13 protein-coding genes, 3 tRNA genes and 3 rRNA genes are annotated in these 20708 nt (G+C 56.1%); 3 read left to right on the top strand and 16 right to left on the bottom strand.

What is annotated here, in order from left to right; genetic code table 11:
- Positions 1–66: 66 nt before the first annotated feature.
- The 3 genes from LOY55_RS00850 to dibA all read right to left on the bottom strand — a co-directional run bounded on the left by LOY55_RS00850 (position 67) and on the right by dibA (position 3525).
- Complete coding sequence (locus tag LOY55_RS00850; RefSeq protein ID WP_109785274.1) at positions 67–1080, bottom strand: sulfate ABC transporter substrate-binding protein; 1014 nt, start codon at positions 1078–1080, stop codon at positions 67–69.
- Between the two features lie 69 nt (positions 1081–1149).
- A complete protein-coding gene (gene oscA / locus LOY55_RS00845) occupies positions 1150–1329 on the bottom strand; it encodes a sulfur starvation response protein OscA (protein ID WP_046031358.1) in 180 nt (59 codons plus the stop codon).
- A gap of 276 nt (positions 1330–1605) precedes the next feature.
- Positions 1606–3525 carry a phosphodiesterase DibA gene (gene dibA / locus LOY55_RS00840; RefSeq protein ID WP_223523107.1) on the bottom strand — a complete coding sequence of 640 codons (1920 nt, stop codon included), beginning with the start codon at positions 3523–3525 and terminating at the stop codon, positions 1606–1608.
- 147 nt (positions 3526–3672) lie between these two features.
- Here dibA and desA point away from each other — a divergent pair, with 147 nt between their 5' ends.
- Positions 3673–4857 (top strand): delta-9 fatty acid desaturase DesA, encoded by a 1185-nt coding sequence (desA, locus tag LOY55_RS00835; RefSeq protein WP_046031360.1) that lies wholly within the window; start codon positions 3673–3675, stop codon positions 4855–4857.
- Between the two features lie 148 nt (positions 4858–5005).
- On the top strand, positions 5006–5995 hold the full coding sequence (locus LOY55_RS00830) for a sensor domain-containing diguanylate cyclase (protein WP_046031361.1): 990 nt from the start codon (positions 5006–5008) through the stop codon (positions 5993–5995).
- A gap of 32 nt (positions 5996–6027) precedes the next feature.
- Here the strand turns inward: LOY55_RS00830 and LOY55_RS00825 are convergent, their stop codons facing one another.
- From LOY55_RS00825 to gabD, 3 genes are all read right to left on the bottom strand, one after another.
- The gene (locus LOY55_RS00825; RefSeq protein ID WP_223523106.1) at positions 6028–7242 is read right to left on the bottom strand and encodes a response regulator; all 1215 of its coding nucleotides are present in this window, start codon (positions 7240–7242) and stop codon (positions 6028–6030) included.
- A 138-nt stretch (positions 7243–7380) separates the two neighbouring features.
- Complete coding sequence (gabT, locus tag LOY55_RS00820; RefSeq protein ID WP_046031363.1) at positions 7381–8658, bottom strand: 4-aminobutyrate--2-oxoglutarate transaminase; 1278 nt, start codon at positions 8656–8658, stop codon at positions 7381–7383.
- A gap of 183 nt (positions 8659–8841) precedes the next feature.
- Positions 8842–10284: an NADP-dependent succinate-semialdehyde dehydrogenase gene (gene gabD, locus LOY55_RS00815; protein WP_109785271.1), complete on the bottom strand. Its 1443-nt coding sequence runs from the start codon at positions 10282–10284 to the stop codon at positions 8842–8844.
- Positions 10285–10631: 347 nt separating this feature from the next.
- On the opposite strand from gabD, the gene LOY55_RS00810 reads away from it, so the two are divergent.
- Positions 10632–10708 (top strand) — tRNA-Arg (locus LOY55_RS00810).
- Between the two features lie 406 nt (positions 10709–11114).
- On the opposite strand, the gene rrf is transcribed toward LOY55_RS00810, so the two are convergent.
- The 10 genes from rrf to LOY55_RS00760 all read right to left on the bottom strand — a co-directional run bounded on the left by rrf (position 11115) and on the right by LOY55_RS00760 (position 20570).
- A 5S ribosomal RNA gene (gene rrf / locus LOY55_RS00805) occupies positions 11115–11230 on the bottom strand.
- 152 nt (positions 11231–11382) lie between these two features.
- Positions 11383–14274, bottom strand: a 23S ribosomal RNA gene (locus LOY55_RS00800).
- 248 nt (positions 14275–14522) lie between these two features.
- Positions 14523–14598: transfer RNA gene (locus LOY55_RS00795), tRNA-Ala, on the bottom strand.
- A gap of 30 nt (positions 14599–14628) precedes the next feature.
- Positions 14629–14705 (bottom strand) — tRNA-Ile (locus tag LOY55_RS00790).
- Between the two features lie 81 nt (positions 14706–14786).
- Positions 14787–16323 (bottom strand): 16S ribosomal RNA (locus tag LOY55_RS00785).
- The 16S, 23S and 5S rRNA genes sit together here with 2 tRNA genes alongside, the layout of an rRNA operon.
- 475 nt (positions 16324–16798) lie before the next feature.
- Positions 16799–17047, bottom strand: coding sequence for a hypothetical protein (locus LOY55_RS00780; protein ID WP_109788071.1), 249 nt, complete (start codon positions 17045–17047; stop codon positions 16799–16801).
- A 20-nt stretch (positions 17048–17067) separates the two neighbouring features.
- Positions 17068–17655 (bottom strand): hypothetical protein, encoded by a 588-nt coding sequence (locus LOY55_RS00775; protein ID WP_109788070.1) that lies wholly within the window; start codon positions 17653–17655, stop codon positions 17068–17070.
- Positions 17652–18218 carry an RNA polymerase sigma factor gene (locus tag LOY55_RS00770; RefSeq protein ID WP_223524864.1) on the bottom strand — a complete coding sequence of 189 codons (567 nt, stop codon included), beginning with the start codon at positions 18216–18218 and terminating at the stop codon, positions 17652–17654. The genes LOY55_RS00775 and LOY55_RS00770 overlap by 4 nt, the downstream gene beginning before the upstream one ends.
- 1 nt (position 18219) lies before the next feature.
- Positions 18220–19920, bottom strand: a complete 1701-nt coding sequence (locus tag LOY55_RS00765; protein WP_109788068.1) for a VWA domain-containing protein — start codon at positions 19918–19920, stop codon at positions 18220–18222.
- A gap of 89 nt (positions 19921–20009) precedes the next feature.
- Positions 20010–20570, bottom strand: coding sequence for a YbhB/YbcL family Raf kinase inhibitor-like protein (locus LOY55_RS00760; RefSeq protein ID WP_046033227.1), 561 nt, complete (start codon positions 20568–20570; stop codon positions 20010–20012).
- Between the last annotated feature and the right edge of the window lie 138 nt (positions 20571–20708).

The raw sequence follows: 20708 nt of genomic DNA, 5'->3' as shown, positions 1-20708 counted from the left end.
AGTCCTTGGTTGAGAACGCGCAAAGCCCCGACGGTTAAATCGGGGCTCGTTGATGGCTATTTAAGACTACTGCGCCTGGTAAATCTGGTCGAACACGCCACCATCGTTGAAGAACTTCGGTTGCGCGGTTTTCCAGCCGCCAAAGTCTTTGTCGATGGATACCAGCTCCAGTGTCGGGAACTGCTTGGCGTATTTGGCGGCCACGTCTTTGTCACGAGGACGATAGAAGTTTTTCGCCGCGATTTCCTGGCCTGCCGGGCTGTACAGATGCTTGAGGTATGCTTCGGCGATCTGCTCGTTACCCTTTTTCTCGGCGTTTTTGTCGACCACGGCCACTGGAGGCTCCGCGAGGATCGACAGCGAAGGCACGACAATCTCGAACTTGTCGGCACCACCGTCTTCTTTCAGGGCCAGGAAGGCTTCGTTTTCCCAGGCCAGCAACACGTCGCCCTGACCGTTGTTGACGAAGGTGATGGTCGAGCCACGAGCACCGGTATCCAGCACCGGAACGTGCTTGAACAGCGTCTGGATGTAGTCTTTGGCTTTACCTTCGTCACCGCCATTGGCTTTCAGGCCGTAGGCCCAGGCTGCGAGGAAGTTCCAGCGTGCACCGCCGGAGGTTTTCGGGTTCGGGGTGATGACCGATACGTCATTTTTGACCAGGTCGCCCCAGTCCTTGATGCCTTTGGGGTTGCCCTTGCGCACCAGGAACACAATGGTCGAGGTGTACGGCGTGCTCGCTTCCGGCAGACGCGTCTGCCAGTCGGCCGGCAGGGTCTTGCCGAGTTTGGCGATTTCGTCGATGTCGCCGGCCAGGGCCAGGGTCACGACGTCAGCGCGCAGACCGTCAATGACAGCGCGACCCTGTTTGCCCGAACCACCGTGGGATTGCTGGATCTTCACGTTGTCGCCTGCGTGATCCTTCTGCCAGAACTTGATGAACTCGGCGTTGTAGTCCTGATACAGCTCACGCGTCGGGTCGTACGACACGTTCAGCAGTTCGTAATCCTTGGCGACTGCGGAACCCGCAAAAAGGGCACTGGCCAGGGCGGCCAAAGCAAAATGACGAATCGACGACATGGTGAAAGCTCCTGGAATTCTGATTGTGTTGGCTTTTTTATGGAGTGCTGGAAGCGGGTCGCCGATTTCTCAGCTCGGCTTGCTCGGGTTCTGCAAACGGAATTTCTCTTTGCGTTCGATCTGGACGACCTGGGCGTTGTGCACGGTGATCTCCACCGCCCCAAAGCGCAGATCGCGCAACGCGCTCTGGATCTCACGCAAAATGGTTGCTTCGTCTTGGCCATCAACACTACGTAGGGATGCGCTCATGGTGCTGCTCCTTCAACTGAGAGGTTGCCTGGCAGTGGCGGCAATGCTTGCGGCGTGAGACCAATAGTAGAGAGGCGCGGTTATTCTTAAAAAGACTATTTAAGAATGTTTATATAACCAGAAAATATTATTTGGCGGGACGGGGGGTTACGGCGTGTTGATCGTTTCCATGCCCTGCGCAGGAATGCATTCGATGACGCTCTGCGTCATGGTTTTGCGGCAACGCGGAGCGTCCCGGGCGGCATTCCCACGCAGAGCGTAGGAACGATCGCGGGCTTATCGAATAACCGGCGCACACATCCAATCCAGTTGCTCAGCCGGCACCGGTCGCCCAAACCAGTAGCCTTGCCCCAGATCGCAGTCATGCTCCAGCAGGAAACCGGCCTGCTCAAGCTGCTCGATCCCCTCGGCATGCACCTGCATTCCCATGCTCTGCGCCAAGGCAATGATCACCCGCACAATGGCCACGTCATCCTCATCCCAGGGCAAACCTGCAACAAATCCCTGGTCGATCTTGAGCTTCTGCACTGGCAATCGCTTGAGGCGCAGCAGCGACGAATAGCCAGTGCCGAAATCGTCGATGGCCAACCGCACACCCAACTCACGCAGGCGATGCATCTGCTCCAGCGCCTCCTCCGGATCATCCATCACTGCGCTTTCAGTGACTTCCAGTTCGAGATACTTCGGGTCAAGGCCCGTCGCATCAAGCACCCGAACTACTTGCTGATACAGCTCACGCCGGGCAAACAGTCGAGATGAAACATTCACCGCGACAAACGACAACGCCACACCCGCCGCTTGCCACTGGCACATTTGCTCACAGGCTTGCTTCAAGACCCAGGCATCGATCTCGGCAATCAGCCCGATACGCTCGGCGACGGGGATAAATTCTGCCGGCGACACCAGCCCGCGCTGCGGATGTTCCCAACGCACCAACGCTTCCACCCCTAGCAGACGGCTGGTCTTGAGGTCATGCACGGGTTGGTAATGGACGCGCAACTCCTGCTGCTGCAGGGCGCGCCGCAATTCAAACGCTATTTCCACGCGCTGCTGGGCATGGGCCGTCAATTCTTCGGTGTAAAGCGCGTAACCATCGCGCCCTGCACTCTTGGCCTTGAACAGCGCTGAGTCGGCGTTGCGCAACATTTGCTCGGCACTCAAGGCATCACCGGGAAACTGACTGATGCCGACACTGGTGTTGATAAAAAGTCGATGCCCGTCGATATAGAAGGGCTCGCGCAGACCATCGATGACCCGCTGAGCCAACGTCGCCGCCTGCGCCACTTGCGGACAGTTTTCGGCGAGCACCGCAAACTCGTCACCGCCCAGGCGCGCCAGCGTGATTCCCGGGCCGAACAGGGCTTTCAAGTGCTCGGCCACGGCTTTTAGCAACTGATCACCCACGGTGTGCCCGAGACTGTCGTTGATCATCTTGAAGTGATCGAGGTCGATCATCAGCAACGCGCAACTCCGTTTGTGGATTTGCGCCGACGCCAGTGCCTGTTCGACACGGTCGGTGAACAACAGCCGATTGGGCAAATCGGTCAGCGGGTCGTGGTGAGCCAGGTGTTTGAGCTCATGCTCGGAGTTTTTGATCGCACTGATATCGGAAAACACCGCAACGTAATGACTGTGCCGCCCCTGATCGTCATGAATGATGCGGATGGTTTGCCATTGCGGGTAGATTTCACCGCTTTTGCGGCGGTTCCAGATTTCCCCGCTCCACTCGCCAGTGCTGTGGAGGGCTGCAAACATCGACCGGTAAAACGACGGTGGATGATGGCCCGATTTGAACAGACTGGGTTGTTGGCCCAGCACTTCATTCTGCTGATAACCGGTGATCGCCATGAAGGCCCGATTTACATGGACAATCCGTCCGTTTCTATCGGTGACCAGAACACCCTCACGCGTGCAATCGAACACGGCTGCGGCCTGGCGCAAGCGCTCCCGGTCGGCATGCCGCTCGCGCAGTTTGGCGCCGATCCCCAGACACTGGAACAGCCGGGCCCGGGCAACGAAGATCAACCCTGCGCTGAGCACCACCCAGACATAGCCGTTGATCAGTTGCCATCGCAATAACTCAGCAGAGCTATCGAAGAAACTGTTCAATAAATAGCCGCTGAACGCCATCCAGGCGACTGAAATCAACAGATAAAGCAGCGCTGTACGCAGGGCATCGCGATAGGTGGCAGACATTGGGCCGTCCATGTCCCTACAGTAGGGTTGGAATTATAGGTTGAAGACACATCCAGCCACTCTTATCTGAAAGGGCGACTGGTTTTATCCGTGGGCTTAGTGATAATGCAACGGCTGTTTTTTTCTTTATCGAGGGCCCTATAGCCTATGTGGTACGAAGGTTTTCTCGGCTTGTCGCCTTGGTCTCTGGTCGCAGTCACTCTGTTGATGACCCACGTCACGATTGTTGGCGTTACGGTCTATTTGCATCGTTATTCAGCCCATCGCTCGCTTGAGCTCAATGCCGGCCTGAAACATTTCTTCCGCTTCTGGTTGTGGCTGACCACTGCACAGAACACCCGCGAGTGGACGGCCATCCACCGCAAGCACCACGCCAAATGCGAAACCGTCGATGACCCGCACAGCCCGGTCATCAAGGGGCTTTCCACCGTTCTGCGCAAAGGCGCCGAGCTGTACCGCGCCGAAGCGGAAAACCCCGAGACCCTGCGCATCTACGGCAAGAACTGCCCCGAGGACTGGATCGAACGCAACCTCTACAGCCGTTATCCGCTGTTGGGTGTGGCGATCATGGGCGTCATCGACTTGCTGCTGTTCGGCACCATCGGCATCACCATCTGGGCCATCCAGATGATGTGGATCCCGGTGTGGGCCGCCGGTGTGGTCAACGGCCTTGGTCATGCCATCGGCTACCGCAACTTCGAATGCCGCGATGCGGCGACCAACTTGGTGCCTTGGGGCATCCTGATCGGCGGCGAAGAACTGCATAACAATCATCACACCTACCCTAACTCGGCAAAATTGTCGGTGAAGAAGTGGGAGTTCGACCTTGGTTGGGCCTGGATCCAGGTCTTCAGTTTCTTTCGTCTGGCCAAAGTCCAGCGTGTTGCACCGATCGCCCACCGGGTTGAAGGCAAAGGCAACCTGGACATGGACACCGCCATGGCGATCCTCAATAACCGCTTCCAGATCATGGCCCAGTACCGCAAATTGGTTATCGCGCCACTGGTCAAGCAAGAGCTGGAAAAGGTTGATCACTCGGTCCGCCATCAATTCCACCGCGCCAAGCGCCTGCTTTCGCGGGAAACCAGCTTGCTGGATGAAAAACACCACGTTCGCATCCAGACCATGCTCGAGCACAGCCAGGCGCTGAAGGTAATTTACGAGAAACGCCTGGCCTTGCAGCAGATCTGGGTCAAGACCAGCTCAAATGGTCATGACATGCTCGCTGCCATCAAGGACTGGGTGCATGAAGCCGAGGCCAGCGGCATTCAATCGCTGCGCGACTTTGCCGACCAGTTGAAAACCTATTCCCTGCGCCCTTCCGCTGCCTGATGCCGTTGATCGGTGCGCCCCCGCTCGCGGGCGCACCCTTCGGAACTTAGCTCTAAATCCCCTATCTCAAAGACACTTCGCCCCCCGGCGAGCTTCGCTGTAGCCGCTTTCGAACCTGGAGCGGCGCAGTACTTTGAGATTTGTCTCGATGGTCCATAAAAACCCGCACGACTCATCCTTTGCGCAATCGCCAGACACGGCTCAAACCCTGATGGCGCTGATGCATGCCCAAAGCGAAGTGGCGCGACTGAGCGAGCGCGAACAGCTGTTCAGCTCGCTGCTGGTGAGCGTCAATGCGGTGCTCTGGGCATTCAATTGGGAAACGCGTCAGGTGCTCTATGTCAGCCCGGCCTATGAGCGGATTTTCGGCCGCAGCGCCGGGAAATTGTTGTCCGACTGTAACGAATGGCGCGACAGCATTTACCCCGACGATCTGGACTATGCGCAGCAAAGCCTGGCCGAAGTACTGGTCAAAGGCGCCGTTGAAGATCGCGAATACCGCATCATCGATGCTGACGGACAGGTTCGCTGGCTCAGCGACAAATGCTTTATCAACCGACAGGCCGAACCCGGGCAACCGGTCATCATCGTGGGCATTGCCGAAGACATCACCGAAAAAAAGCGGATGGACGCCGAGCTGCAACGTTTGGCCACCACCGACGTGCTGACGCAAAGCAGTAACCGCCGGCACTTCTTCGAATGCGCGCAACGAGAGTTTGCACTCGCACGCAAGCAAGGGACGCCGCTGGCGTTCCTGTTGCTGGACATCGATGATTTCAAAGTAGTCAACGACACATACGGTCATCCGAAAGGTGACACGGTGCTGCAACAGATCGCCGAAAGCGGGCGCGGGGCATTGCGCCGTGGGGATGTGTTCGGGCGAATTGGTGGCGAAGAATTCGCGGCGGTGTTCCCCGGCTGCGCGCCCGACACGGCCATGCAAGTGGCCGAACGTCTGCAACGGCAGATTCAACAATTGAGCTTCAGTCATGACGACCAGACGTTCGGCATCACCGTCAGCCAGGGCTTGACCAGCCTCACCGAAGCCGACGAAAGCCTCGACAGCCTGTTCTCACGGGCGGATGCGGCGATGTATGAGGCCAAGCGACAAGGCAAAAACCGGATTGTTTCCAGCTAGCAGGCCAATCACCAACCCCCTTAGTGTATGGCTTACTTTTTGCGCAAACGCATCAGCTCCGGCAAGCCAATCTTGAGCAACCGCGCCGTGCGGCTCCTGGCTAGCGCCTCAATGCCCTCGTGCTCCGTCAGACGCGCCAATTGCGCCGCCATGTTCATCACTAGCGCTTCGCGAGAGTAAACCCCGCCACCGAGCTGATAGACCGCCGCAATCAGTTCTCGCAACTCCAGCGGCAGCCGCCAGCGAGTGCGCAGTGCCGAACCGTAGGCTGCACCGAACTCGGCGAGCGCATCACCCACCTCTTCCCACTCATCCAACTCACCCCCGGCCTGCTTCCATTCCTGCAAACACTTGAGCAATGCCAGGTCGCCAAGTCGATGCAACAAACCTGCGCAATAACAACGCTCTTGATCCAGATCCAGCAAGCGCGCCAGCGTCCGGGCGTATTCGGCGGTATGCAGCGACAACTCCCAATAACGCTCGGCATAATCCGCCAGGAACGGATCGCTCAGTCGGGCACTGCGCTTGAGGGTCAGCCCCAGAATGAGGTTCATGCTTTGCCCCGTCCCCAATCGGTGCAACGCTTGAGACAGGGTTTGAACCGCTGCCCCCAGATGATGGCCTGCGCTATTGGCGGCGGCGATCAATACCGCGGTGATCTGAGGGTCGGTACGGATTTCAGCTTCGAGTCGGGTCAGGTCCAGTCGCTGGGGGGTGAGGCTGCGCTTGACCGCCACTTGTACGTCAGTCATCAACGGTGCGCCATCCGCCAGCTCCCGACGACGCTCCAGATACACCGACAACGTCATGCCTTGTGCCAGCACCGGTATCGCGCAGGACACTTCCTCACCGACATTCAGCAGCAACTCCTCCAGGCGGTGGGTCAGGTTTTCCATGTCCAGGGGTTTGGTCAAGTAAGCGGTGGGCGCCAGGGGCAAGGCTTCATGCACACTCGCGCTGTCATTGCGGCTGCTCATCAGAATGAAGGGCAGCAATGGATTGCGCTTGCGCTGGCGCACATTGCGCAACACATTCAGGCCATCGACGCCGGGTAACTCCCAGTCGACGATGACCAGGTCATACGGCACGTCCGCCAGCAGTTCCAACGCCTGCTGACCATCGGCGCACAGGTCCAGCCGCGCGTCGCAGCGCACATTCAGCAACACCTGTTTGAGCAAATCGCGAGACCAAGGGTCAGCCTCGGCAATCAACACTCTCGGTACAGCGGGCAAATCAACGGCACTCATGCAATACGCTCCCTCGCAATGCATGAACCTTAGTCAACACTGACTGCCCGATACATAACAAATGCACTCAATGTGTTTCAAGAAGCGTAAAAAAACCCGCCTAAGCGGGTTTTTTGTCGATCAGGTCACACAAGGTGATTACAGCTCGGAGAAGCACTCTTCGATGATCGCCAGACCTTTGTCCAGTTGCTCGTCCGGCGAAGTCAGCGGTACCAGGACGCGCAGAACGTTGCCGTAGGTGCCGCAGGACAGCAGGATCAGGCCCTTGTCGCGAGCCTTGGCCACAACCGACGCTACCGCAGCAGCATTTGGCTTGTGGCTGTCGCCGTTTTCAAACAGCTCAACAGCGATCATTGCACCCAGGGCGCGGACTTCACCGATAACCGGGTACTTGGCCTGGATGGCTTTCAAGCCAGTGACCAGACGCTCGCCGACAGCCTTGCAGCGGTCCAGCAGGTGTTCTTCTTCGAACACTTCCATCACGGCCAGGGCCGCAGCGCAAGCGATCGGGCTACCGGCGTAGGTGCCACCCAGGCCGCCTGGAGCGATGGCGTCCATGTATTCGGCCTTGCCGCATACACCCGCCAGCGGGAAGCCGCCTGCGATGGACTTGGCGAACGTGGTCAGGTCGGCAGCAACGCCCATCTGTTCCATGGCGAAGAAGGTGCCGGTACGGCCAGCGCCAGTCTGTACTTCGTCAGCGATCAGCAGGATGCCGTGCTGGTCGCACAGAGCACGCAGACGCTTCATGAATTCTTTAGGCGCAACGTAGAAACCACCTTCGCCCTGCACTGGCTCGATGATGATTGCAGCGATGTCACGCGGTTCAGCATCGTTCTTGAAAATGCGTTCGATGCTGGCGATCGAATCGTCGATGCTCACACCGTGCAGTTCGTTCGGGTACAGGGCGCGGAACACGCCGCCTGGCATCAGGCCCATGCCGGCGGAATAAGGCACGACTTTACCGGTCAGGCCCAAGGTCATCATGGTGCGACCGTGGTAAGCGCCGGTGAAGGCGATCACGCCGGCACGGCCAGTGGCGGCACGGGCGATTTTCACGGCGTTTTCTACGGCTTCGGAACCCGTGGTCACCAGCAGGGTTTTCTTGTCGAAATCACCTGGGACCTTGGCGTTGATTTTTTCGCACACTTCTACGTACGGCTCGTAGGCCAGAACCTGGAAGCAAGTGTGGGTCAGCTTGTTCAGCTGCTCGGTTACGGCGGCGATGATTTTCGGGTGCACGTGACCGGTGTTCAGCACAGCGATACCGCCGGCGAAGTCGATGAACTCACGACCTTCAACGTCGGTCACGGTAGCGTTCTTCGCGGACTCGGCGAAGATCGGGTGAATCTGGCCTACACCACGTGGAACAGCAGCGGTACGGCGGGCCATCAAAGAAGCGTTAGTCTTGCTCATACAGTCCTCATTCACCGCTCATCGGGCGGCGTGGTTCAAGGATTAAGTGGCGGGGAGCAACGGCAACAGCATGCGATGATCGACTGTCACTACGTTCCCGGCCACCGAGAATAATGCGATTTGAAACGCACAAAGGGTCAGCGCTCTCGTGCCCTTTGTGCTTGAAGCAATGCCTTGCCGGGCTTAGATGCCCAGGCAGAGGTATTTGATTTCCAGGTAATCTTCGATGCCGTACTTGGAGCCTTCACGGCCCAGGCCCGAGGCCTTGATGCCACCGAACGGCGCGACTTCGTTGGAGATCAACCCGGTGTTGACGCCGACCATGCCGTATTCCAGGGCTTCAGCCACACGGAACACACGGCCCAGGTCGCGAGCATAGAAGTACGAAGCCAGACCGAACTCGGTGTCGTTGGACATCGCAATCACTTCGGCTTCGTCTTTGAAGCGGAACAGCGGTGCCAATGGACCGAAGGTTTCTTCTTTGGCCACTGCAGCGTTTTTCGGCACGTTGGTCAGGATGGTCGGCTCGAAGAAGTTGCCTTCCATGACCTTGCCACCCGCCAGAACGGTTGCGCCTTTGCTGATTGCGTCAGCAATGTGCTCTTGTACCTTGGCCACGGCTTTTTCATCGATCAGCGGGCCAGTGGTGGTGCCGGCTTCCAGACCGTTGCCGATCTTGAGTTTGGCCACGGCCACTTTCAGCTTCTCGGCGAATGCGTCGTAGACCGAGTCCTGGATGTACAGACGGTTGGCGCAGACGCAGGTCTGGCCGTTGTTGCGGTATTTGGAAATGATCGCGCCTTCGACGGCCTTATCCAGGTCCGCGTCGTCAAACACGATGAACGGCGCGTTGCCGCCCAGTTCCAGGGACACTTTCTTGATGTCCTTGGCGCATTCAGCCATCAGCTGACGACCGATTTCGGTCGAGCCGGTGAAGGACAGTTTGCGTACGATCGGGTTGCTGGTCAGCTCGCTACCGATGTCGCCGGCGCTGCCGGAAACAACGCTGAACACACCGGCTGGAATGCCGGCACGCTGAGCCAGTTCAGCCAGAGCGAATGCGGAGAACGGGGTTTGCGAAGCAGGCTTGAGCACCATGGTGCAACCGGCAGCCAGTGCTGGGCCGGCTTTACGGGTGATCATCGCGGCCGGGAAGTTCCACGGGGTGATGGCAGCGGTCACGCCGATTGGCTGCTTGATCACGATCAGGCGCTTGTCTGGCTGGTGGCCAGGAATCACGTCACCGTAGATGCGCTTGGCTTCTTCAGCGAACCACTCGATAAAGGAAGCAGCGTAAACGATTTCGCCCTTGGCTTCGGCCAATGGCTTGCCCTGCTCGAGGGTCATCAGGCGAGCCAGGTCGTCCTGGTTTTCGATAATCAGCTCGAACCAGCGGCGCAGCTTGTTCGCGCGGTCCTTGGCGGTCAGTGCACGCCAGGCCGGCAGCGCTTTGTCAGCGGCTTCGATGGCACGACGGGTCTCGGCGGCACCCATTTTCGGCACAGTGCCCAGAATTTCGCCCGTTGCCGGGTTGTTCACTTTGATCGTCTGACCATTGTCTGCGTCGACCCAAGCGCCATCGATAAAGGCTTGCTGGCGGAACAACTGGGTGTCTTTAAGCTGCATGTCGGCTTTCCTTAACAGCACCGCGGCAGGCGCGGAGCAAATTATGATTGTAGAAAGGCGCCCTTAGGCTGCCGTCAGGGAAATCATTCACTGGGCTGAAGCACATAAATAGCGCACCGATGGATATCGTGCGGTTCAGCACCCAGACAAGAGCGTTTGAAATCTCAAACGAATCCTAGGATCAAAGGGGGTAAAGGACAATAGCCTGTTCGAAAAAAAGAACGAAAACGCCGCATTTGCGTTATTTTTCGGATCAACGTAGCAAACACACGTTACGCTTTCAAAAAACACAAGCGATTCAGCAGCATGGACGCCCGCTACACATATGAGTATCATGGCGCCCGCTTGCACCAGTAGCTCAGCTGGATAGAGTACTGCCCTCCGAAGGCAGGGGTCGTGGGTTCGAATCCCGCCTGGTGCACCATACGTTGAAACGAGAAAGCCTCAGTCCTTAGGGTCTGGGGCTTTTTTGTGGGTGATGGTCTGCTATTCCTAATCCCGGGGCATCTTGGGCGGCGCATGCCTGAGGCGTGTGATCATGCCCTGAAGCACAGGCAAATCAGCCTGCCAGGCCTACCGGGCGGCCTGTAAGCTCCCCAGAAGCTTTATGGCCAGGTCTTCGGCGAATCAGGCTCTTCGTTCCTCGCCCAATAACACGGCACGCTAAGGCGCGCTCAAGCGGCGTTTTGGACTAGCGCAAGCTATTCGTAAAGCCTTGATCGAGCATGAGGCCTGAGTATTCATGCTTGAAGCAGATCACCTGGGTACGAACTTTCCTGCGGGCAAAACAAAACCCCAACTGCTTTCGCAATTGGGGTTTCGGAATTTAATCTTGACGATGACCTACTCTCACATGGGGAAACCCCACACTACCATCGGCGATGCATCGTTTCACTGCTGAGTTCGGGATGGGATCAGGTGGTTCCAATGCTCTATGGTCGTCAAGAAATTCGGTAGCCAGGTCGTGCTCTCTTGCAAGATCACGCTCCAGCGAATGGGTATGTAATAGATTTGTGTGTTTCGAATTTTCGACAATGTATCGTCTTCACACACCGCAATCTGATGCTCTCTCGAGTAGTCAAATTGCTTGGGTGTTATATGGTCAAGCCTCACGGGCAATTAGTATTGGTTAGCTCAACGCCTCACAGCGCTTACACACCCAACCTATCAACGTCGTAGTCTTCGACGGCCCTTCAGGGGACTCAAGGTCCCAGTGAGATCTCATCTTGAGGCTAGTTTCCCGCTTAGATGCTTTCAGCGGTTATCTATTCCGAACATAGCTACCCGGCAATGCCACTGGCGTGACAACCGGAACACCAGAGGTTCGTCCACTCCGGTCCTCTCGTACTAGGAGCAGCCCCTCTCAAATCTCAAACGTCCACGGCAGATAGGGACCGAACTGTCTCACGACGTTCTAAACCCAGCTCGCGTACCACTTTAAATGGCGAACAGCCATACCCTTGGGACCGGCTTCAGCCCCAGGATGTGATGAGCCGACATCGAGGTGCCAAACACCGCCGTCGATATGAACTCTTGGGCGGTATCAGCCTGTTATCCCCGGAGTACCTTTTATCCGTTGAGCGATGGCCCTTCCATACAGAACCACCGGATCACTAAGACCTACTTTCGTACCTGCTCGACGTGTCTGTCTCGCAGTCAAGCGCGCTTTTGCCTTTATACTCTACGACCGATTTCCGACCGGTCTGAGCGCACCTTCGTACTCCTCCGTTACTCTTTAGGAGGAGACCGCCCCAGTCAAACTACCCACCATACACTGTCCTCGATCCGGATAACGGACCTGAGTTAGAACCTCAAAGTTGCCAGGGTGGTATTTCAAGGTTGGCTCCACGCGAACTGGCGTCCACGCTTCAAAGCCTCCCACCTATCCTACACAAGCAAATTCAAAGTCCAGTGCAAAGCTATAGTAAAGGTTCACGGGGTCTTTCCGTCTAGCCGCGGATACACTGCATCTTCACAGCGATTTCAATTTCACTGAGTCTCGGGTGGAGACAGCGCCGCCATCGTTACGCCATTCGTGCAGGTCGGAACTTACCCGACAAGGAATTTCGCTACCTTAGGACCGTTATAGTTACGGCCGCCGTTTACCGGGGCTTCGATCAAGAGCTTCGCGTTAGCTAACCCCATCAATTAACCTTCCGGCACCGGGCAGGCGTCACACCCTATACGTCCACTTTCGTGTTTGCAGAGTGCTGTGTTTTTAATAAACAGTCGCAGCGGCCTGGTATCTTCGACCGGCATGGGCTTACGCAGTAAATGCTTCACCCTCACCGGCGCACCTTCTCCCGAAGTTACGGTGCCATTTTGCCTAGTTCCTTCACCCGAGTTCTCTCAAGCGCCTTGGTATTCTCTACCCAACCACCTGTGTCGGTTTGGGGTACGGTTCCTGGTTACCTGAAGCTTAGAAGCTTTTCTTGGAAGCATGGCATCAACCACTTCGTGTACTAAAAGTACACTCGTCATCAGCTCTCGGCCTTAGAATCCCGGATTTACCTAAGATTCCAGCCTACCACCTTAAACTTGGACAACCAACGCCAAGCTGGCCTAGCCTTCTCCGTCCCTCCATCGCAATAACCAGAAGTACAGGAATATTAACCTGTTTTCCATCGACTACGCTTTTCAGCCTCGCCTTAGGGACCGACTAACCCTGCGTCGATTAACGTTGCGCAGGAAACCTTGGTCTTTCGGCGTGGGTGTTTTTCACACCCATTGTCGTTACTCATGTCAGCATTCGCACTTCTGATACCTCCAGCAAGCTTCTCAACTCACCTTCACAGGCTTACAGAACGCTCCTCTACCGCATCACCTAAGTGATACCCGTAGCTTCGGTGTATGGTTTGAGCCCCGTTACATCTTCCGCGCAGGCCGACTCGACTAGTGAGCTATTACGCTTTCTTTAAAGGGTGGCTGCTTCTAAGCCAACCTCCTAGCTGTCTAAGCCTTCCCACATCGTTTCCCACTTAACCATAACTTTGGGACCTTAGCTGACGGTCTGGGTTGTTTCCCTTTTCACGACGGACGTTAGCACCCGCCGTGTGTCTCCCATGCTCGGCACTTGTAGGTATTCGGAGTTTGCATCGGTTTGGTAAGTCGGGATGACCCCCTAGCCGAAACAGTGCTCTACCCCCTACAGTGATACATGAGGCGCTACCTAAATAGCTTTCGAGGAGAACCAGCTATCTCCGAGCTTGATTAGCCTTTCACTCCGATCCACAGGTCATCCGCTAACTTTTCAACGGTAGTCGGTTCGGTCCTCCAGTTAGTGTTACCCAACCTTCAACCTGCCCATGGATAGATCGCCCGGTTTCGGGTCTATTCCCAGCGACTAGACGCCCTATTAAGACTCGCTTTCGCTACGCCTCCCCTATTCGGTTAAGCTCGCCACTGAAAATAAGTCGCTGACCCATTATACAAAAGGTACGCAGTCACCCAACAAAGTGGGCTCCCACTGCTTGTACGCATACGGTTTCAGGATCTATTTCACTCCCCTCTCCGGGGTTCTTTTCGCCTTTCCCTCACGGTACTAGTTCACTATCGGTCAGTCAGTAGTATTTAGCCTTGGAGGATGGTCCCCCCATATTCAGACAAAGTTTCTCGTGCTCCGTCCTACTCGATTTCATGACCAAGAGATTTTCGCGTACAGGGCTATCACCCACTATGGCCGCACTTTCCAGAGCGTTCCGCTAATCTCAAAGCCACTTAAGGGCTAGTCCCCGTTCGCTCGCCACTACTAAGGGAATCTCGGTTGATTTCTTTTCCTCAGGGTACTTAGATGTTTCAGTTCCCCTGGTTCGCCTCTTGCACCTATGTATTCAGTACAAGATAACCATCTTATGATGGCTGGGTTCCCCCATTCAGACATCTCCGGATCAAAGTCTGTTTGCCGACTCCCCGAAGCTTTTCGCAGGCTACCACGTCTTTCATCGCCTCTGACTGCCAAGGCATCCACCGTATGCGCTTCTTCACTTGACCATATAACCCCAAGCAATCTGGTTATACTGTGAAGACGACATTCGCCGAAAATTCGATAATACTCAATTAAGAGCAACTCACAAATTTTACCTTAGCCTGATCCGTTACCAGTGAAAGTAACGTTCAGTCTATCTTTCTATCACATACCCAAATTTTTAAAGAACGAACTAGTCAAAGACTAGAAATCAACATTCACCATCTCTCGATGGAATGCTCATTTCTAAGCTTTCAAACTTCAGAAGCAGTAGTGGTGGAGCCAAACGGGATCGAACCGTTGACCTCCTGCGTGCAAGGCAGGCGCTCTCCCAGCTGAGCTATGGCCCCGTATTTCTACAGGCGTTTCCCACACAAAATTGGTGGGTCTGGGCAGATTCGAACTGCCGACCTCACCCTTATCAGGGGTGCGCTCTAACCAACTGAGCTACAGACCCAATTTCGGGCTGCTTCTTTCGTCTTCTTCAATGAATCAAGCAATTCGTGTGGGAACTTATGGAGCAGCTGATGTCGTCGATTAAGGAGGTGATCCAGCCGCAGGTTCCCCTACGGCTACCTTGTTACGACTTCACCCCAGTCATGAATCACACCGTGGTAACCGTCCTCCCGAAGGTTAGACTAGCTACTTCTGGTGCAACCCACTCCCATGGTGTGACGGGCGGTGTGTACAAGGCCCGGGAACGTATTCACCGCGACATTCTGATTCGCGATTACTAGCGATTCCGACTTCACGCAGTCGAGTTGCAGACTGCGATCCGGACTACGATCGGTTTTCTGGGATTAGCTCCACCTCGCGGCTTGGCAACCCTCTGTACCGACCATTGTAGCACGTGTGTAGCCCAGGCCGTAAGGGCCATGATGACTTGACGTCATCCCCACCTTCCTCCGGTTTGTCACCGGCAGTCTCCTTAGAGTGCCCACCATAACGTGCTGGTAACTAAGGACAAGGGTTGCGCTCGTTACGGGACTTAACCCAACATCTCACGACACGAGCTGACGACAGCCATGCAGCACCTGTCTCAATGTTCCCGAAGGCACCGATCCATCTCTGGAAAGTTCATTGGATGTCAAGGCCTGGTAAGGTTCTTCGCGTTGCTTCGAATTAAACCACATGCTCCACCGCTTGTGCGGGCCCCCGTCAATTCATTTGAGTTTTAACCTTGCGGCCGTACTCCCCAGGCGGTCAACTTAATGCGTTAGCTGCGCCACTAAGAGCTCAAGGCTCCCAACGGCTAGTTGACATCGTTTACGGCGTGGACTACCAGGGTATCTAATCCTGTTTGCTCCCCACGCTTTCGCACCTCAGTGTCAGTATCAGTCCAGGTGGTCGCCTTCGCCACTGGTGTTCCTTCCTATATCTACGCATTTCACCGCTACACAGGAAATTCCACCACCCTCTACCATACTCTAGCTCGACAGTTTTGAATGCAGTTCCCAGGTTGAGCCCGGGGATTTCACATCCAACTTAACGAACCACCTACGCGCGCTTTACGCCCAGTAATTCCGATTAACGCTTGCACCCTCTGTATTACCGCGGCTGCTGGCACAGAGTTAGCCGGTGCTTATTCTGTCGGTAACGTCAAAATTGCAACGTATTAGGTTACAACCCTTCCTCCCAACTTAAAGTGCTTTACAATCCGAAGACCTTCTTCACACACGCGGCATGGCTGGATCAGGCTTTCGCCCATTGTCCAATATTCCCCACTGCTGCCTCCCGTAGGAGTCTGGACCGTGTCTCAGTTCCAGTGTGACTGATCATCCTCTCAGACCAGTTACGGATCGTCGCCTTGGTGAGCCATTACCTCACCAACTAGCTAATCCGACCTAGGCTCATCTGATAGCGCAAGGCCCGAAGGTCCCCTGCTTTCTCCCGTAGGACGTATGCGGTATTAGCGTCCGTTTCCGAACGTTATCCCCCACTACCAGGCAGATTCCTAGGCATTACTCACCCGTCCGCCGCTCTCAAGAGAAGCAAGCTTCTCTCTACCGCTCGACTTGCATGTGTTAGGCCTGCCGCCAGCGTTCAATCTGAGCCATGATCAAACTCTTCAGTTCAAACATCTTTGGGTTTTTAAGAAACCCTAAACTTGGCTCAGCAATCGTTGGTTACATCTTTGATTTCTCGCGGAGTAACTTGTGATGCTGATAATCTTGTTGACTATCAGTCTGACTCCACAAGCACCCACACGAATTGCTTGATTCAGTTGTTAAAGAGCGGTTGGTTAAGATCTTTCGTCTCAACCGAGGCGCGCATTCTACAGCAGCCTCTGTTGCTGTCAAGTGGTTATTTTCAGAAGTTTTCAAAGTTTCCTTTGTAACTTCAACCACTTGCGCTTCCGATCACTCGGTAGCGGGAGGCGAATTCTACAGTGATTCAATACTGCGTTGATTCAATACTGCGTCAAGCCTCTTTTGAAACTTTCTTCACCACTTCAAACGTTTGTACATTAAGGACCTTTCCAGCCCTGCTTCAGCAAGGCTGCATCACTTGAAACGGCAGCCCTCCCAACCCGCCTTCGACTGGCGACCCCTACTCGGTCGTCCAGTCAAGATCGTCGTCCCACTCCTCATCATCCTCAAAGTCTTCCTCATCAACCTCCTCTTCTTCTGGGTGGTTAAGGAGAAAATCCTTACGGCTCTCAGTAATTGCCCGTCTTAGTTCCTCCCCTTTTACGGGGCAGTTGAGCATTTGGGCGATGCGATCGATTTTTTTCGCCACGGCTTCCTCCAACGCATCGGCTATGGCCCGATAGTGCGCGCTTTCGGGCCTTGATGCCAAATGGCTGACCACCTGGCAACTCAGTTTTTGCGTAAATCTCCGAGTCGCCCGATGAGGTTTTCGGTTGGGAAGCGAAGATGCAATGCCTTTAACAAAGCATCTGCCGCCGGGGCCTGACCGGCATCCTGCAGGCGAATCACCTCGCGCAATTGTTCATCCAGCTGATTCGGTGGCACCGCGGTACGTTTGCTGACTTTTGATTCCTCAGCCATTCCGGCGTTGATCGATTCGCTCTGCGCGGGCGCAGCAATATCCGCCATCGGCGCAGGGGCCGCCAACGCGCGAGCAGCAGGCGCCGCCTCTTTTTTGGCAACCGGCGCGGACATTTTGGGCGCAGGGGCGAAGTCATAGCTCGGCGCTTGCTCCGGCGTACGTTGCACCAATGCCACCATCAAGGCGACACCCACCAGACTGGCAAACACCACCTGCCAGCGAGGCTTCTGGCAAACCTGAACCCAACGTTGCCAGACGCTTGGCTTCGGCATCGGGGTTTCCCTGTGGGCCACGCCAAGGATCAATGAATCCAGATGAGCCGACGGTTCACCCACCGCATGTTCACGGTAGTGCTTCACCACTTCGTCTTCCGGTGTAGTACGGGCGTCAGTCATGTCAGTACCTCCTCGGCCAGCAGCCGACGCAGTTTTTGCTGGGCGTAGCGCAAACGGCTTTTGACCGTTTCCAGCGGTGTTGCGGTGAGTGTGGCGATCTGCGGCAGGTCGAGATCGCCATGTGTACGCAGCAGGAAGACCTCACGCTGTTCAGCAGGCAGATTTTGCAGGGCCGTTTCAAGACGCTGACTGTCGCGGCTCAGGCTCAACAGAAGCTCCGGATCGGTCGCCTCATCAAATAAGGCGTGAGCCTGTTCGTCATAGCTGTCGTGCAACGGATGGTGGATACCGTGTTTGCGCCAGTGATCGATGAGTCGGTTGCGGGCGATCTGATAAAGCCACGTACGAAAATTCGCCCGACCTTGTGGCTGACTGGTACTGCGTATCAGGCTCAGCCAGGTTTCCTGATAAACCTCTTCGGCCAATTCGGTTTTACCGCTGAGGCCGAGCAGGAACCGGTAAAGTCCCTGCCGATGACGGGCGTATAAAATCTCGAACGCCGGCCCTTCGCCTCCGCGATATCGGGCCAGCAGCGCTTCATCGCTCGGTTCCGGCGCTGACATGTCAGTTGTAGCCTCCTTTAAGTGGCTCGCTGTTCAATGCCGTAGTGGTACGCAGGCTTTGCGCCAGCTCCACCAATTGCACGAACTCTGCACGCAGTCCGAATGGGTCCTCACCCCGCGCACCGCGAGCCAGCGCTTGCGTGTCCTTCAAACTGAAATCACCGGTGTACCGTCCATCCTTGAGTTGCTGGGAAAATGCCGCCACGGCCGCCGCAAATCTCAGGTCATCGCTGGCTTTGGCCGTTTGACTGTTAATGATAGGCCGCTCGATCAAACGACTATTCCCACCCTCCGGTAGCTGATACCGCACTCGTAATATCGCCAGTTCTGCGGTATTCGCCGAAACAACTGCCTCAGGCTGCCCATAACGCAGCGGCTCCAGCCAGCCTTTCTCGCCTTTGGGTACGATTTCATACAGCGCCGTTACCGTGTGTCCTGCACCGATTTCGCCTGCATCGACTTTGTCGTTGCTGAAGTCCTCACGCTTCAACGCCCGATTCTCATACCCCAACAACCGATATTCGCTCACCTGCGCCGGATTGAATTCCACTTGCAGCTTGACGTTCTTCGCCACGACCGCAAGGGTCGAGCCCAGCTGATCGACCAACACCTTGCGCGCTTCACGCAAGTTGTCGATGTAGGCGTAGTTACCATCGCCGGCGTCGGCCAGTTGTTCCATCAGGTGTTCATTGTAGTTATCCACCCCAAAACCCAAGGTCGTCAGAGAGACGCCGGACTTGCGTTTATCCACCGCCATCTGTTTGAGGCTGTCGAAGTCGCTGATGCCGACATTGAAGTCACCGTCGGTGGCCAGCAGGATGCGGTTGATTCCTTTGGGGATAAACGCTTGTTGTGCCATTTGATAGGCCAACTCGATGCCCGACGCTCCAGCGGTCGAGCCGCCGGCGGTCAATTGATCGATAGCTGTACGAATTTTCGCCTTTTCGCGTCCGGAAGTCGGCTCCAGCACCACGCGCGAATCACCGGCATAGACCACCAATGAAACCCGGTCCTGCTCGCGTAATTGATCGACCAGCAATTTCAGGGTGCTTTTGACCAGCGGCAATCCTTCGCGACGATCCATTGAACCGGAGACGTCCACCAGAAACACCAGGTTCGCCGGGGCCAGTTCCGCCACCGCGCGGTCCGACGCCTTGATACCGACGCGCAGCAGTCGGGTATGCGGGTTCCATGGCGACGGCGCCAGCTCAGTGGTCACCCCAAACGGTGAGCCATCAGTGGGTTGGGCGTAGTCATAGGGAAAATAATTGACCATTTCCTCCAGCCGTACCGCGCCTTCGGGGGGCAATCGCCCCTGATTCAACAAACGCCGGACGTTGGCGTAAGCGCCGGTATCCACATCAGCACTGAAAGTCGAGACCGGTGCCTCGGTCACGCTGTGGATGGGGTTGTCCGCCAGCGCTTGGTATTGCTCTCGCTGTTCATCCCGATACCCGGGCGGGAACGACTCAGGTGCAAAACTCGCAACCGGCGCCGGGCGAACGCTGCGCTTGGCCATTGACGCATCCGCCATGCCCACCTCGCTGCGCACCAACTCTTCAAGCTTTACCTCGCTTTGAGCCGGTGGCGACACGTGCGCGGAATCAGGTGTGGAGGAAACGCCGCAACCGGCAACAGCCAATAGCAATCCGCTGACGAATCCCAGGGCTGCCGGGCGAAGGTAAAGCAGAGGGAGGGACATGGGGGGCTGACCTCAGGAGGAAATTGATCCATTCATCCTCTGAGACGAGCCCCCTTTCAGGTTCGGGTTAAACCGGCTGAAAATTAAACTCAGCGGTGATAACGACGTACCACGCTGCTGTTTTTCAGCACATGACCTTTGATCTTTTCCAGCAGTTGCGCGCGCGTAAGCCCGGCGGGCAGGGCCTCTGGAGCAAGGTCCAGTGCGTACAGCTGAATTATGTAGTGATGTGCACTGTCGCCAACCGGCGGGCAAGGCCCGACATAACCGGTGGTGCCTTTGCTGTTGGTGCCACCGACGCCTTCGAGTGCCGACTTTGCCCCGACACCGGCGGGGATCTGGTGAGTGGTGGCCTTGATGCCGTAATGCACCCAATGATCGGCACCCTGCCCCTTCTGCCCATCGGGGTCGTGCATGACCACGGCATAACTCAAGGTACCCTTCGGCCCGTCGTTCCAGTTCAATGCCGGTGACGCGTTGTGTCCGCCACAACCCGGAGCATCGCTGGCCGCGGCCGAGGTAAACAGCCGGTCATCCGTGACACCTGGAATGTTCAGGGTGAAACGTTCTTGGGCTTGCGCCGGAAATTGCACACAAATGGCGACTGCAATGGCCGCCAGCCAAGGGTTCAGAGAGGTCAATCGGGTCATTCCGGAGCACCTTGTGGGGTAGGGCCGTCGTCGGCTTGCGAACTATAGCTGTACCGTTCGTGCGGTGGCAGTGGGAATTGGCTGAACCTCGCATTACGCACCAAACTCTTAAGTGAAACGTCTGTCTGGAGAGCCGTC

It is taken from the genome of Pseudomonas sp. B21-040, from assembly GCF_024748695.1.
GTDB lineage: Bacteria > Pseudomonadota > Gammaproteobacteria > Pseudomonadales > Pseudomonadaceae > Aquipseudomonas.
The sequence above is the reverse complement of the archived record's forward strand: the minus strand, read 5'-3'. Positions and strand labels throughout refer to the sequence as shown.

Bases quoted from the DNA above. Each gene is read 5' to 3' on its own strand.
- LOY55_RS00850 (WP_109785274.1), bottom strand. From the start codon at position 1,080: ATGTCGTCGATTCGTCATTTTGCTTTGGCCGCCCTGGCCAGTGCCCTT.
- oscA (WP_046031358.1), bottom strand. From the start codon at position 1,329: ATGAGCGCATCCCTACGTAGTGTTGATGGCCAAGACGAAGCAACCATT.
- dibA (WP_223523107.1), bottom strand. From the start codon at position 3,525: ATGTCTGCCACCTATCGCGATGCCCTGCGTACAGCGCTGCTTTATCTG.
- desA (WP_046031360.1), top strand. From the start codon at position 3,673: ATGTGGTACGAAGGTTTTCTCGGCTTGTCGCCTTGGTCTCTGGTCGCA.
- LOY55_RS00830 (WP_046031361.1), top strand. From the start codon at position 5,006: ATGGTCCATAAAAACCCGCACGACTCATCCTTTGCGCAATCGCCAGAC.
- LOY55_RS00825 (WP_223523106.1), bottom strand. From the start codon at position 7,242: ATGAGTGCCGTTGATTTGCCCGCTGTACCGAGAGTGTTGATTGCCGAG.
- gabT (WP_046031363.1), bottom strand. From the start codon at position 8,658: ATGAGCAAGACTAACGCTTCTTTGATGGCCCGCCGTACCGCTGCTGTT.
- gabD (WP_109785271.1), bottom strand. From the start codon at position 10,284: ATGCAGCTTAAAGACACCCAGTTGTTCCGCCAGCAAGCCTTTATCGAT.
- LOY55_RS00775 (WP_109788070.1), bottom strand. From the start codon at position 17,655: ATGACTGACGCCCGTACTACACCGGAAGACGAAGTGGTGAAGCACTAC.
- LOY55_RS00770 (WP_223524864.1), bottom strand. From the start codon at position 18,218: ATGTCAGCGCCGGAACCGAGCGATGAAGCGCTGCTGGCCCGATATCGC.
- LOY55_RS00765 (WP_109788068.1), bottom strand. From the start codon at position 19,920: ATGTCCCTCCCTCTGCTTTACCTTCGCCCGGCAGCCCTGGGATTCGTC.
- LOY55_RS00760 (WP_046033227.1), bottom strand. From the start codon at position 20,570: ATGACCCGATTGACCTCTCTGAACCCTTGGCTGGCGGCCATTGCAGTC.